This window comes from Streptomyces sp. CG 926 (assembly GCF_003148825.1).
GTDB lineage: Bacteria > Actinomycetota > Actinomycetes > Streptomycetales > Streptomycetaceae > Streptomyces.
On record NZ_QGGZ01000009.1, the window covers coordinates 371,379 to 385,057 of the forward strand.

13 protein-coding genes are annotated in these 13,679 nt (G+C 71.5%); 4 read left to right on the plus strand and 9 right to left on the minus strand.

The features are described 5' to 3' along the window. Positions 1 to 16 precede the first annotated feature (16 nt). From BCL76_RS39115 to BCL76_RS25065, 4 genes are all read right to left on the minus strand, one after another. Entirely contained in the window at positions 17 to 2,578 is a 2,562-nt protein-coding gene (locus BCL76_RS39115; protein WP_181382715.1) for an ATP-binding protein, read from the minus strand. A 192-nt stretch (positions 2,579 to 2,770) separates the two neighbouring features. Then, positions 2,771 to 3,094, minus strand: a complete 324-nt coding sequence (locus tag BCL76_RS25055; protein WP_030764081.1) for an STAS domain-containing protein — start codon at positions 3,092 to 3,094, stop codon at positions 2,771 to 2,773. 175 nt (positions 3,095 to 3,269) lie between these two features. After that, on the minus strand, positions 3,270 to 4,118 hold the full coding sequence (locus tag BCL76_RS25060; protein WP_109781627.1) for a 3-hydroxyacyl-CoA dehydrogenase family protein: 849 nt from the start codon (positions 4,116 to 4,118) through the stop codon (positions 3,270 to 3,272). Between the two features lie 156 nt (positions 4,119 to 4,274). After that, positions 4,275 to 4,814 carry a hypothetical protein gene (locus BCL76_RS25065; RefSeq protein ID WP_109781628.1) on the minus strand — a complete coding sequence of 180 codons (540 nt, stop codon included), beginning with the start codon at positions 4,812 to 4,814 and terminating at the stop codon, positions 4,275 to 4,277. A gap of 98 nt (positions 4,815 to 4,912) precedes the next feature. Between BCL76_RS25065 and BCL76_RS25070 the strand changes: the two genes are divergently transcribed. Next, positions 4,913 to 5,485 (plus strand): cob(I)yrinic acid a,c-diamide adenosyltransferase, encoded by a 573-nt coding sequence (locus BCL76_RS25070; protein WP_109781680.1) that lies wholly within the window; start codon positions 4,913 to 4,915, stop codon positions 5,483 to 5,485. Here the strand turns inward: BCL76_RS25070 and BCL76_RS25075 are convergent. Continuing rightward, positions 5,482 to 6,105, minus strand: a complete 624-nt coding sequence (locus BCL76_RS25075) for a hypothetical protein (protein WP_109781629.1) — start codon at positions 6,103 to 6,105, stop codon at positions 5,482 to 5,484. The genes BCL76_RS25070 and BCL76_RS25075 overlap by 4 nt on opposite strands. A 164-nt stretch (positions 6,106 to 6,269) precedes the next feature. Here BCL76_RS25075 and BCL76_RS25080 point away from each other — a divergent pair, with 164 nt between their 5' ends. From BCL76_RS25080 to BCL76_RS25090, 3 genes are all read left to right on the plus strand, one after another. Further along, positions 6,270 to 7,454: a sensor histidine kinase gene (locus BCL76_RS25080; protein ID WP_258309877.1), complete on the plus strand. Its 1,185-nt coding sequence runs from the start codon at positions 6,270 to 6,272 to the stop codon at positions 7,452 to 7,454. Beyond that, positions 7,451 to 8,104 carry a response regulator gene (locus tag BCL76_RS25085; protein WP_109781630.1) on the plus strand — a complete coding sequence of 218 codons (654 nt, stop codon included), beginning with the start codon at positions 7,451 to 7,453 and terminating at the stop codon, positions 8,102 to 8,104. The genes BCL76_RS25080 and BCL76_RS25085 overlap by 4 nt, the downstream gene beginning before the upstream one ends. A gap of 172 nt (positions 8,105 to 8,276) precedes the next feature. Beyond that, a complete protein-coding gene (locus tag BCL76_RS25090) occupies positions 8,277 to 10,130 on the plus strand; it encodes a glycoside hydrolase family 18 chitinase (protein ID WP_109781631.1) in 1,854 nt (617 codons plus the stop codon). A 65-nt stretch (positions 10,131 to 10,195) separates the two neighbouring features. On the opposite strand, the gene BCL76_RS25095 is transcribed toward BCL76_RS25090, so the two are convergent. From BCL76_RS25095 to BCL76_RS25110, 4 genes are all read right to left on the minus strand, one after another. Continuing rightward, positions 10,196 to 10,642 carry a DUF2550 domain-containing protein gene (locus BCL76_RS25095; RefSeq protein ID WP_030386947.1) on the minus strand — a complete coding sequence of 149 codons (447 nt, stop codon included), beginning with the start codon at positions 10,640 to 10,642 and terminating at the stop codon, positions 10,196 to 10,198. A 163-nt stretch (positions 10,643 to 10,805) separates the two neighbouring features. Continuing rightward, positions 10,806 to 11,177: a F0F1 ATP synthase subunit epsilon gene (locus BCL76_RS25100; protein ID WP_030008701.1), complete on the minus strand. Its 372-nt coding sequence runs from the start codon at positions 11,175 to 11,177 to the stop codon at positions 10,806 to 10,808. 140 nt (positions 11,178 to 11,317) lie between these two features. Beyond that, positions 11,318 to 12,760, minus strand: a complete 1,443-nt coding sequence (gene atpD, locus BCL76_RS25105) for a F0F1 ATP synthase subunit beta (RefSeq protein WP_109781632.1) — start codon at positions 12,758 to 12,760, stop codon at positions 11,318 to 11,320. Continuing rightward, entirely contained in the window at positions 12,760 to 13,677 is a 918-nt protein-coding gene (locus tag BCL76_RS25110; RefSeq protein WP_033218842.1) for a F0F1 ATP synthase subunit gamma, read from the minus strand. Before BCL76_RS25110 ends, atpD begins: the two co-directional genes overlap by 1 nt. Positions 13,678 to 13,679: the final 2 nt, after the last annotated feature.

Sequence of the window (13,679 nt, forward strand, 5' to 3'; positions counted from 1 at the left end):
ACGGAGCCATCGTCGTTCAGTCGCCGGTGACCGGTGAGCCGGCCGCGGTGGTGTTACCCGTCTGGGTGGTACCCGTCTGCGTGGTGGTCGCCGTGGGCGTCGGCGTGATCGTCTCCGTCACGGTGGGCGAGGGCTGGGCGCCGGTCGGCGTCGGCGAAACGCTCGCCGTCGGGGTCGAGTTGGACGGGGGCGTCGAGGACGGGCGGCGCGACGGGGTCCGGGCGGGGCTGCGGCCCGGGGTCGGGGCGGCGGCGCTCTGTCCGGGCTCCGGGGTCTCGGCCGGCGGGGCCGATACGGGCGGCTCCGCTGCAGGATCGTTCCCGCTGGTGAGCGCGGTCGTCTCCGGCGTCGTGACCGTGGGGGTGGAGGTCACCGCCGGGCCCTGTGCCGGCGGCGTGCTGTCCGAGGAGCTCAGCGCCAGGCTGACGACCGTGCCGAGCGCCACCACGGCCAGCGCGCCCGCGCCGGCCAGCACCACGAGCCGACGACGGCCGGGCGCCGGGACCGGTGCGGCGGCGGGACGGGGGGCGGCGGGCGGAGCCGGCTTCGGATTCAGCGGGAAGGCGTCCTCGAAGACCTCGGACAGCGTCGCGGGCGTCTGCGAACGGCCGGTCACCGGCACGACCGGGGTCATCCGGGTCACCGCCTCGGCGGACACCGGGACCGCCGCGGCCACCGGGGGCACCCGGGTCGTGGACGCCTCGGAGTCCGCCCGGGCGGCCGGCGCGGAGGCGGACGACGTGGCCGACGGGGTCGACGTGGCCGACGGGGCCACCCGCGGTGCGGAGGTGGCCGGGGTGGCGGGGGTGGCCACCGTCACGGCCTCGGGAGCCGCAGCCGGGGCCAAGGCGGCCGGTGCCGGTGCCTCCAGCCGCAGCGGGGGTGACGCGGCCGCCCCCGCCGTCTCCCGGTCGACGACCAGGGCCAGCGCGCGCCGTCCCGCGACCGTGCCCCGCTTGTCCGCCAGGGCGCCGCGCAGCCCGATCGAGGTCTCCAGCTCGGCCCGTGCTCGGTCCAGGCGCTCCTCGCACAGGGCCAGCACGCCGAGTTCGTGGTGGAAGTACGCCTGCTCGGCGACCTCGCCGGCCTTGCGCGCGGCCTCCGCTCCCGAGCGCAGCACCCGCTCCCAGGCCTCCCAGTGCAGCGAGGCCGCGAACGCCGGAGCCGCCGTGCGCGCCAGCAGCACCGCCGCGACCACGTCCGCGCCGGCCAGCGCCGCGAGCACGGCGTCCGCCTCCGCCGCGACCCGCTCGGGGACCACCGAGGCGTGCCCGGTCCACCAGGCGTAGTGCCGGGCGGCCGTACGGGCCTCCTCCGACGCGGTCTCCCCGTACCCGACCTCCTCCAACTGCCGGGCGACGCCCGACGCCAGCCGGTACCGGGTCCCGACGGGCGTCAGCAGGCCGCAGGCCAGCAGCTCCGCCACCGCGGTGTCGGCGTGGGTGTCCCCCACCAGCGCGGGCAGGTGCGCGTGGTGCGGCAGCTCGCCGCCCAGCGCGCACGCGATCCGCAGGGCCGCGCGCGCCGACTCGCTGACCCGCGAGGCGAGCAGTTCCGCCGGGGCGGCGCCTTCGGCGAGGGTCGGCAGCGGCACGTGCACGGCGTCGCGGGGGCGTTCCTCGAAGACGCCGGGCTCCTCCTCCTCGTCGTCCTCGTCGCTGTGGTTGAGCTCGTCCCGCTGCCGCAGCAGCGCGGCGGCCTGTACGAAGCGCAGGGGCAGCCCCTCGGAGGCGAAGCGCAGGTCTCCCGCCCAGGCGATCTCCTCGTCCGTCAGCGGACGTCCGACGCCCCCTTCGAGCAGTTCCAGGCAGTCGGCCTTGCCCAGTCCGCCGAGGAAGACCTCCTCGACGTGCGAGTCGTCGGAGGGGGCCCGGGTGTCGGGGGTCGCGGCCAGCAGGTAGGCGCATTCGGGGGTGGCGCGCATCAGCTCGTCGAGGGCGGTCCCGCCCATCTCCAGGTCGTCCAGGAGGACGACGGCGCCTATCTCCCGTACGCGGGCCAGGAGCTCGGCCCGGCCGGGCCGCTCCCGCTCGGCCTCGTACACGGTCGCGTAGAGGGCGTGCAGCAGTTCCCCGGGCTGCTGCTGCCCGTATCCGCCGAGCCGTACGACGCCGTCGGGCGCGAGGCCCTCGCAGCGGTCGGCGACCGCGTCGAGGAGCGCGCTGCGGCCGGAACCCGCGGGCCCGGTCAGCCGTACCGAGCGGCCGCGACCCAGCAGCCGGACGAGCCGCTCCCGCTCCTCCTCGCGCCCCTGCAGGGGGCGGGCGGAGGCCGCGGGGCCCGGCAGTACGGGCGGGCGTGCGGCGGCGGTGCGCACCGCGCGGGCGGCCGCGTCGCGCTTGGCGGGGCGGCCCGGCTCGGTGCCGGGGCGCAGCGGTTCGATCTCGCTGCCGTCGACCGGGTTGACGGTGAGGGCGAACCCGCCCGCGGTGAGGCTGACGACCCGCGCGGGTCCGGCCGCCGCGGGCGTCGTGGGCGTCGTGGGTGTCGCGGGTGTCGCGGGCCCGGTGGGCGCCACGGGCGTGGAGCCGCCCGTGGGCTGCTCGTGCTGCTCGGTCTGCCCCTGTGTACGGTCCATGACCCAGTCCCCCGATCGCGGGCCGCGCGCCTCGCCGTCGTACCGCCCGGCCGTCGCGCACCCGCTGTCGCCACCGGTCCGGTTTCCGCCCGAACCCTAGACCGTGGCCGGTCGTGCGGGAAACCGCAGGGGTGCGATCACCACCGGACCGTTACGTTTCCGCAGGGAAAGCAGAGGTCAGCGGCTTGTCGGTCAGACGCGGGGCAGGGACTCGGCTTCCAGGCCGCCCTCGATCGCGAGGATCCGGTGCAGCCGGGTCGCGACGAGCAGCCGCTGCATCTGCGGGGGCACGCCGCGCAGGACCAGGCGGCGGCCGGTCCGGCCGGCCCGGCGGTGCGCTCCCATGATCACGCCGAGGCCGGTCGCGTCCCAGGAGTCGAGCCCGGTGAGGTCGAGCACGAGATCGCCCTGCCCGTCGTCGAGGGCGGAGTGGAGGGCCGTACGGGCGTCCGCCGCGCTGCGCACGTCGAGGCGGCCCCCGACAGCGAGTTCGGCGTGGTCGCCCCTGATGTGCATGTGTACTCCCGGCGGTACTGCGTACGTATGGTCCGACTGGTCCGTGGTCGGCAACTCTCACTGCAACTGACTGCCGCACGGGCAGGGAAGTTGCCGACCGTGAGCGAACCGATACCTAATTCACCCTGGGGGGTGACGGCATTCGAACGGTGGTGCTCCGTGGCAGGGTCAGGCCTCAGTGCTTGTAGAAGCCCTGGCCGCTCTTGCGGCCGATGTCCCCGGCGTCCACCATCCGCCGCATGAGCTCCGGCGGGGCGAACTTCTCGTCCTGGGACTCGGTGTAGATGTTGCTGGTGGCGTGCAGCAGGATGTCGACGCCCGTGAGGTCGGCGGTGGCCAGCGGGCCCATCGCGTGGCCGAAGCCGAGCTTGCAGGCGATGTCGATGTCCTCGGCGGAGGCCACGCCCGATTCGTAGAGCTTGGCGGCCTCGACGACCAGCGCGGAGATCAGACGGGTCGTCACGAAGCCGGCGACGTCGCGGTTGACGACGATGCAGGTCTTACCGACGGACTCGGCGAACGCCCGGGTGGTGGCCAGGGTTTCGTCGCTCGTCTTGTAGCCGCGTACGAGCTCGCACAGCTGCATCATCGGGACGGGCGAGAAGAAGTGCGCGCCGACGACCCGCTCCGGACGCTCCGTCACGGCCGCGATCTTCGTGATCGGGATGGCGGAGGTGTTGGAGGCGAGGATCGTGTCCTCGCGGACGATCTTGTCCAGGGCGCGGAAGATCTCGTGCTTGATCTCGATCTTCTCGAAGGCGGCCTCCACCACGATGTCGACGTCGGCGACCGCGTCGAGGTCCGTGGTGGTGGTGATGCGCGCGAGCGCCGCCTCGGCGTCCTCGGCCGTCAGCTTGCCCTTGGAGACGAACTTGTCGTAGGAGGCCTTGATTCCGTCCGTGCCACGGGTCAGCGCGGCGTCGGTGACATCGCGGAGTACGACGTCCCAACCCGCCTGAGCGGAGACCTGCGCGATTCCGGAACCCATGAGTCCGGCACCGATGACGGCGAGCTTCCCAGCCACTACACACCCCTCGTTTCCATACGGCACAGTCACGTAGCCACTCCGGCGGAGACTAGCGCCCGGGCGGTGCGCTGTGACCGCGAAGTAACACGCGTCACGTCTCAGATGACGGACATCACACCGGGACGGCCCAGCAACCCTCTGCCGCCGTCCAGTTCACCCGTCCTCGTCCTCGGTGTACCTCTCGGCCACTGCGCGCAGCCGTCGCAGCTCCTTGCGCGCGGCGCCGAGGTGGCCGATCTCGACGGCCATGGCGCCGCGTCCGGCGAGGTGGTGGGCGTCCGCCCGGGCCTGTTCGTCGGCCTCCGGGCGCGCGCAGATCTCCCGCCGCAGGCGGCCGAGCGCCCCCAGGATGTCGCGCGCGGTGAGGACCTTCGCCTCCCCGGGCGGGAGCTCGGCGCGCAGCATGTCCTTGGCGTAGTCCCAGACCCTCGCGTCGTGCTCGGCGGCGGCCGGCTCCCCCGGGTGGTGCGGGTCGCCGGCCCGGCGGGCGGCGTGTTCGCGCAAGACCTCCAGGCGGTCCAGAGCCTCCCTCAGGTGCCCGGCGGCCACGGCCGCGCTCCCGGCCCGGGCGGATTCGGCCGACTCCCGGAGGGCGACAGGGTTGCCCGTGTCCCGGGTGGCGAGGAAGCCCGCCAGGAGATCGATCTGCTGGGCGGCCTCGGCGAGCCGCCAGATGTAGTACACGTCGGCCACTTCGCCGCTCCCTTCCGGGCCGGAGCCCCATGGGACCGTACGTGAGCGGCGCCGACCTCGCCCGGAGTTTCGCCCGCGGGCCCGTCTACCCTGGCCGCATGGTGAACCTCACGCGCATCTACACCCGTACCGGCGACCAGGGCACGACCGCCCTCGGCGACATGAGCCGCACCGCCAAGACCGACCTGCGGATCTCCGCGTACGCCGACGCCAACGAGGCGAACGCGGCCATCGGGACGGCGATCGCGCTCGGCGGGCTGTCGGCGGAGCTGGCGAAGGTCCTGGTCCGCGTGCAGAACGACCTGTTCGACGTCGGCGCCGACCTGTGCACCCCGGTGGTCGAGAACCCGGAGTACCCGCCGCTGCGCGTGGAGCAGTTCTACGTGGACAAGCTGGAGGCGGACTGCGACCACTTCCTGGAGCAGGTGGAGAAGCTGCGCAGCTTCATCCTCCCCGGCGGCACCCCCGGGGCGGCCCTGCTGCACCAGGCCTGCACGGTGGTCCGGCGCGCCGAGCGTTCGACGTGGGCGGCGCTGGAGGTGCACGGCGAGGTGATGAACCCGCTGACCGCCACCTACCTGAACCGGCTCTCCGACCTCCTGTTCATCCTGGCGCGGGTGGCCAACAAGGAGGTCGGGGACGTGCTGTGGGTGCCGGGCGGCGAGCGCTAACGCTCGGTCCGGGTCAAGGGGGACCGGTCCTCGGCGGCGTCCGCCGGGGCCTGCTCCCGGGCCTGCACCGGGGCCTGCTCCGAGCCCTTCTTCGGGGCCTTGCTCGGCCAGATCGTGTACGCCACGGCGACCAGGGCGTGGATGCCGACCACCCGCAGGGCGCTGAACTGCCAGCCCTTGAGCGAGCTGACGTCGCCCGCGTCACCGACGAACCAGATCGCCGACTGGAGCAGCGTCAGCGCGACGGCGGCGGCGATCACGGTACGGATCCACAGCTTCCACTCGTGCCGGGCCCGCTCCGTCCCGTACCCGGGTCCCGTCGGCTTCGGTCCCCCGGCCAGCCGGTACGCGGCATGCCCGTCGAGCCAGGTGATCGTGTAGTGGCCGTAGGCGACGGTGTAGCCGATGTACAGGGCGGCCAGTCCGTGCTTCCAGTCCGGTTCGGCGCCGTTCTTGAGGTCGAGCGTGGTGACCACCAGCAGGACCAGCTCCATCAGCGGCTCGCAGAGCAGGACCGCCGCGCCGAGCCTGGGCATCTTCGCGAGGTAGCGCAGGGCCAGCCCGGCCGCCAGCAGGACCCAGAAGCCGACCTCGCAGGCGATGATCAGCGCGACGATCATGGGACTCTCCGTCCGCTCGGGTTCTTCGTTCCTTGTCCAGGCTCCCGTCCGGCCGGCCCCCTCGCGTCGTCGCCATTGACCATGTGGAACTGCATCGTTCGATGTAGCCGCGCTTCGGCCTCTCCGCCGACGTGCGGGGCCCGCGCACCCTGTTGGATGGAAACGTGACCGAGAAGAACCTGCGCCCCCACCGTGACGACGTCTTCCTCGCGGTGGTCAGCACGGCCGCGGGCCTGGCCTTCTGGTCGCTCGGCGTCTACAGCAGCCCGGGTCGGGGCTTCCTGCCGGCCTGGGCTGCCCTGGTCCCGCTCGTGGCCCTCGGCGCGATGGAGCTGCTGCGCCGCACCAAGCCGAACCTGACCCTGACCGTCGGCACGGTCGGGGTGGTCGCCGACCAGTTCACGGTCGGCAGCCTCGCCACCGTCGTGATCTTCACCGACCTGATGTACGCGGCTGTCGTGTACGGGAAACCGGCCATGGCCCGGCGGCTACCGGTCACCACCGGCCTGATCACCATCGTGGTCACCATCGCCTCGCTGGCCTGGCTGCGTACCCCGCAGGCCCTGCTGATCGGCGCGATCACCGGCATCGTGAGCTTCGGACCGGCCCTGACCGGCGCCACCCTGCGCAACCACCGCGAGGCCGCCGAGGCCGCCCGGCTGCGCGCCGAGCAGACCGCGCTGCTGGCCGAGATGGACCGCAGCCAGGCCGTGACCGCCGAGCGCGCCCGAATGGCCCGGGAACTGCACGACATGGTGGCCAACCACCTCTCCGCCATCGCCATCCACTCCACCGCCGCGCTCTCCATCGACAAGGCCGACACCAGCCGGGACGCGCTCGGGGTGATCCGCGAGAACAGCGTGCAGGGACTGGCCGAGATGCGTCGTCTGATCGGCCTGCTGCGCGACGCCGGCGGGGACCAGGAGCCGGTCGCCGTGCCCTCGCTGGACGGGCTGGACGCCCTGCTCGGGCAGGCCAGGACCAATGGCTCGGCGAGCGGGCTGACCTTCGTGCTCCACGACGAGCGACCGTCCGGGGAGCCGGCGGCGGCGCCCGTGGAGCTGGCCGCGTACCGGATCGTCCAGGAGTCGCTGACCAATGCCCTCAAGCACGCCGCCCCGGGCACGGTCACGGTCCGCGTGGCGCACACCGACGGGCTGCTGAGCGTAGGGGTGGACTCGCCCTTCGGGGACCGGCCGGGGCCCCGCGCCCCGGGCTCCGGAGCCGGCCTGATCGGCATGCGGGAGCGGACGGAGCTGCTGGGCGGGGAGTTCACGGCGGGGCGGTCCGGCGCGGTGTGGCAGGTGCGGGCGACACTGCCCGCGGAGGAGAAGGCGGTGGAGGCATGACCGTTCGGGTCGTGGTGGCGGAAGATCAGGGCGCGGTGCGGGCGGGGCTGGTGCTCATCCTGCGCAGCGCGGGCGACATCGAGGTGGTGGGCGAGGCGGCCGACGGGGAGGAGGCCGTGCGCCTGGCCCGGGAGCTACGGCCGGATCTCGTCCTCATGGACGTGCAGATGCCCCGGCTGGACGGGGTGTCGGCGACCCGTCAGGTGGTCTCGGAGGGGCTGGCCGACGTCCTGGTGCTGACCACCTTCGACCTCGACGAGTACGTCTTCGGGGCGCTGCGGGCGGGAGCCGCGGGCTTCCTGCTCAAGAACGCGGAGGCCGCGGAGCTGATCGGGGCGGTCCGGACCGTCGCGCGCGGCGAGGGTCTGATCGCCCCGGCGGTGACCCGGCGGCTGATCGCGGAGTTCGCGACGCCCCGCCCGGCACGGCCGGCCCCGGCGCCGGAGCGGGCCGCGGCGGTCGCCTCCCTCACCCGGCGGGAACGGGAGGTGCTGAGCGCCTTGGGCGAAGGCCTGTCGAACGCGGAGATCGCGGTGCGCCTGGAGATGGCGGAGGCGACGGCCAAGACGCACGTCAGCAGGTTGCTCGGCAAGTTGGACCTGCGCAGCAGGCTCCAAGCGGCGGTACTGGCACAGGAGTTGGGGATATAGCCGGGTCGGCGGCCACCGGTCTGGACCTCTTGACGGTTGGTCCAGACCTTTCTACGCTCGCCGCAACACTGTGGTGAGCGTGCCATGACAAAGCGTGCTCACGGGCGGCGCAGGTCCCACCCCCATGTCGTAGTCGGCCCCACGACCGCGACGGACCTACGGAGGATCACCCTTGAGCACAGCATCCCCACCCCGCACCAGGCGCACCCGATTCTTCAGCCGAGTCGCGGCGATCGTGGCCGCGCTCGCCCTGCCCGTCACCGGTCTCGTCGCACTGGCCGGCCCGGCCCAGGCGGCCGCCTCCGCGACGGCGACGTACACCAAGGTCTCCGACTGGGGCTCCGGCTTCGAGGGCAAGTGGGTGGTGAAGAACACCGGCACCACCACCCTCAGCAGCTGGACCGTGGAGTGGGACTACCCGGCGGGCACCTCGGTCACCTCGGCCTGGGACGCCACCGTGACCGGCTCGGGCACCCACTGGACCGCCAAGAACCTCGGCTGGAACGGGACCCTGGCCCCGGGGGCGACCGCGAGCTTCGGCTTCAACGGCGCCGGCGGCGGCGCCCCGAGCGGCTGCAAGATCAACGGGGCCTCCTGCGACGGCGGCACCCAGCCCGGCGACACTCCCCCCACGGCTCCCGGCACCCCCACCGCGAGCAACGTCGCCGACACCTCGCTCACCCTGACCTGGACCCCGGCCACGGACGACAAGGGCGTCAAGAACTACGACGTCTACCGGGGCTCCGCCAAGATCGCCACGGTCACCGGGACCAGCTACGCCGACTCCGGCCTGACCAAGGGCACGACGTACACCTACAGCGTCACCGCCCGCGACAGCATCGACCAGACCGGCCCCTCCTCCGGCTCGACGACGGTCACGACCACCGGCGGCGTCATCCCCCCGGACCCGGGCGGCAAGGTCAAGCTCGGGTACTTCACCAACTGGGGCGTCTACGGCCGCAACTACCACGTGAAGAACCTGGTCACCTCCGGCACCGCGGGCAGGATCACCCACATCAACTACGCCTTCGGCAACGTCCAGAACGGCCAGTGCACCATCGGTGACGCCTACGCCGACTACGACAAGGCCTACACCGCCGACCAGAGCGTCGACGGCGTCGCCGACACCTGGGACCAGCCGCTGCGCGGCAACTTCAACCAGCTGCGCAAGCTGAAGAAGGCCTACCCGAACATCAAGATCCTTTGGTCCTTCGGCGGCTGGACCTGGTCCGGCGGCTTCCCGCAGGCCGCCGCCAACCCGACCGCCTTCGCCCAGTCCTGCTACAACCTGGTCGAGGACCCGCGCTGGGCCGATGTCTTCGACGGCATCGACCTCGACTGGGAGTACCCGAACGCCTGCGGCCTGTCCTGCGACACCAGCGGCGCGGCCGCCTTCAAGAACCTGATGCAGGCGACCCGGGCCAAGTTCGGCGCGAACAACCTGGTCACCGCGGCCATCACCGCCGACGCCTCCGACGGCGGCAAGATCGACGCGGCCGACTACGGCGGCGCGGCGCAGTACGTCGACTTCTACAACGTCATGACGTACGACTTCTTCGGCGCCTGGGCGGCCCAGGGCCCCACCGCCCCGCACTCCCCGCTCACCTCCTACGCGGGCATCCCGCAGGCAGGCTTCAACTCGGCCGACGCGATCGCCAAGCTCAAGGCCAAGGGCGTCGCCGGGGCCAAGCTCAACCTCGGCATCGGCTTCTACGGCCGCGGCTGGACCGGAGTGACCCAGGCGGCCCCCGGCGGCACCGCCACCGGACCCGCGCCGGGCACGTACGAGCAGGGCATCGAGGACTACAAGGTGCTCAAGAACAGCTGCCCGGCCACCGGCACGATCGCCGGCACGGCCTACGCCAAGTGCGGCAGCAACTGGTGGAGCTACGACACCCCCGCCACGATCGCCGGGAAGATGACCTGGGCCAAGCAGCAGGGCCTCAGGGGAGCCTTCTTCTGGGAGTTCAGCGGCGACACCACGAACGGTGAGCTCGCGAACGCGATCCACACCGGGCTCCAGTAAAGACCGAAGCCGGGGAGACGGGTCCGCCCCCGTCTCCCCGGCTTCTCGACCTCTCGGCGTACCGGCTAGGCCACGTTCACCCGCTGGCCGGGAGGCGCCGCCTCCAGCCAGGCGAGGAAACCGGTCAGCGCGTCCTCGCTCATCGCCAGCTCCAGGCGGGTCCCCCGGTGGACACAGCCGAGCACGACGGCGTCGGAGAGCAGCGCCAGCTCCTCCTCGCCCTCCGGGGCGCGGCGGGCGACGACCTCGATGGAGGAGCGCTCCAGCAGCCGGCGCGGGCGCGGGGAGTACGAGAACACCCGGAACCACTCGATCCGGTCACCGCTGTAGCGCGCGACCCCGTACACCCAGCCCTTGCCGGAGATGTCGGGCTCCTCGGACACACCCCAGCGCATGCTGCAGTCGAAGGTGCCGCCGGACCGCTGGATGAGTCTGCGGCGCAGCCCGAAGACAAACAGCCCGATCACCACCAGGGTTACGACCAGGCCGCTCACAAGCAGAGCGAGGAGCATCTTCACCGACCTCCTCGCTCATCGAATACACATGAGAAAAAACAGACCCGCATCGCCTCAGCCGCGACCCGGTCTGGAAAATTCCAGCACGGACCGCGGCTGAGGTCTGCCGAGTCCCGAAGGTCGCCCCCCGGGACTCAAACGATCAAACTCCGACGGGCGTTCAGCCCGTTACGGCGCGCAGCCGGACATCAGCGCGACGCTCGGCGGCCGCATCGGCCTCCGCCTTCGCGCGCTCCAGTGCCCGCTCCGCACGCTGGACGTCAATCTCGTCCGCGAGCTCGGCGATCTCGGCCAGCAGGGACAGCTTGTTGTCCGCGAACGAGATGAAACCGCCGTGCACCGCGGCGACGACGGTGTTGCCGTCGCTGGTACGGATGGTCACCGGGCCCGATTCCAGCACACCGAGAAGCGGCTGGTGACCGGGCATGACGCCGATGTCGCCGGACGTGGTGCGGGCGACAACAAGGGTGGCCTCGCCGGACCAGACATTGCGGTCCGCCGCGACCAGCTCGACGTGCAGCTCAGCAGCCAAGGTGGCTCCTCGGGTCACCACCCGGCGGGTCGGCCGGGTGTTGGGTCAAATTCTAATGGGCGTGAGGAGAGGGACGGGACACACCCGCCCCTCTCCGCAGAACATGCGAACCGGATGCGCTCCTGGCGGAGCGCGCCGGATCAGGAGACGCCCAGCTCCTTGGCGTTGGCCTTCAGGTCCTCGATGCCACCGCACAGGAAGAACGCCTGCTCGGGGAAGTGGTCGTAGTCACCGTCGCAGATCGCGTTGAAGGCGACGATCGACTCGTCGAGCGGAACGTCCGAACCGTCCACACCGGTGAACTGCTTCGCCACGTGGGTGTTCTGCGACAGGAAGCGCTCGACACGACGGGCACGGTGGACAACGAGCTTGTCCTCCTCGCCCAGCTCGTCGATACCGAGGATCGCGATGATGTCCTGGAGGTCCTTGTACTTCTGCAGGATCCCCTTGACGCGCATCGCCGTGGCGTAGTGGTCCGCCGCGATGTACCGCGGGTCGAGGATGCGGGACGTCGAGTCCAGCGGGTCCACGGCCGGGTAGATGCCCTTCTCGGAGATCGGACGGGAAAGAACCGTCGTCGCGTCGAGGTGGGCGAAGGTGGTCGCCGGCGCCGGGTCGGTCAGGTCGTCCGCGGGGACGTAGATCGCCTGCATCGAGGTGATCGAGTGACCACGGGTCGAGGTGATGCGCTCCTGGAGGAGACCCATCTCGTCGGCCAGGTTCGGCTGGTAACCCACCGCGGAGGGCATACGGCCGAGCAGGGTCGACACCTCGGAACCCGCCTGGGTGTACCGGAAGATGTTGTCGATGAAGAAGAGCACGTCCTGCTTCTGCACATCGCGGAAGTACTCCGCCATGGTCAGACCGGCAAGCGCGACGCGCAGACGGGTGCCCGGGGGCTCGTCCATCTGGCCGAAGACAAGCGCCGTCTTGTCGATGACGCCGGAGTCGGCCATCTCCTCGATGAGGTCGTTGCCCTCACGGGTACGCTCACCGACGCCCGCGAACACCGACACACCGTCGTGGTTGTTGGCGACGCGGTAGATCATTTCCTGGATCAGAACGGTCTTGCCGACACCGGCACCACCGAACAGACCGATCTTTCCACCCTTGACGTACGGGGTGAGAAGGTCGATGACCTTGACGCCGGTCTCGAACATCTCGGTCTTCGACTCGAGCTCGTCGAAGCGAGGGGCCTTGCGGTGGATCGGCCAACGCTCGGTGACGTTGGCGTTCTCCTCCGGGTAGTTCAGCACCTCACCGAGGGTGTTGAACACCTTGCCCTTGGTGAAGTCACCGACGGGGACGGTGATGCCCTCGCCCGTGTCGGTCACCGCGGCCTGGCGGACCAGACCGTCGGTCGGCTGCATCGAGATGGTACGGACGAGGCCGTCACCCAGGTGCTGCGCGACCTCGAGGGTCAGGGTCTTCAGCGCGCCGTCCTCGGCCGGGTCGGAGACCTGGACCTTCAGCGCGTTGTAGATCTCGGGCATGGCGTCGACGGGGAACTCCACGTCGACGACCGGGCCGATGACCCGGGCGACACGGCCCGTGGCGGCGGCCGTCTGAGCAGTGGTCGTCATTACTTGTCACTCCCCGCGGTCGCGTCAGCCATGGCGCTCGCGCCACCGACGATCTCGCTGATTTCCTGGGTGATTTCGGCCTGGCGGGCCGCGTTGGCAAGCCGGGAGAGGCTCTTGATGAGGTCTCCGGCGTTGTCGGTCGCCGCCTTCATCGCGCGGCGGCGGGCGGCGTGCTCGGAAGCGGCCGACTGCAGCAGTGCGTTGTAGATACGGCTCTCGACGTAGCGCGGCAGCAGGGCGTCGAGGACGTCCTCCGCCGACGGCTCGAAGTCGAACAGCGGAAGGATCTCGCCCTTCGCACCGGTCTCCTCCGGAGCCTGATCGAGGCTGAGCGGCAGCATCCGGCCGTCGACCGGGTTCTGCGTCATCATCGACACGAATTCCGTGTAGACAATGTGCAGCTCGTCGACGCCACCCTCGGCCGTTTCCAGCTGGATGGCCTCGATCAGCGGCCCCGCGACGCGCTTGGCGTCGGCGTAGGCCGGGCTGTCGGTGAAGCCGGTCCACGAATCCGCGACCTTGCGCTCGCGGAAGCCGTAGTAGGCCAGCCCCTTACGGCCGACGATGTACGTGTCGACCTCCTTGCCCTCGCCGCGCAGCCGCTCGGTGAGCCGCTCCGCCTGCTTGATGGCGTTCGAGGAGTAGCCGCCGGCCAGACCGCGGTCGCTCGTGATGAGCACGATCGCGGCACGGGTCGGCGCCTCGACCTCGGTCGTCAGGGCGTGCTTGGTGTTCGAACCGGTCGCCACCGCGGTCACCGCACGGGTGAGCTCGGTCGCGTACGGCATCGATGCCGCCACCTTGCGCTGCGCCTTGACGATGCGCGAGGCGGCGATCATCTCCATCGCCTTGGTGATCTTCTTGGTCGCCGTGATGGCACGGATGCGACGCTTGTAGACCCGGAGCTGCGCTCCCATGA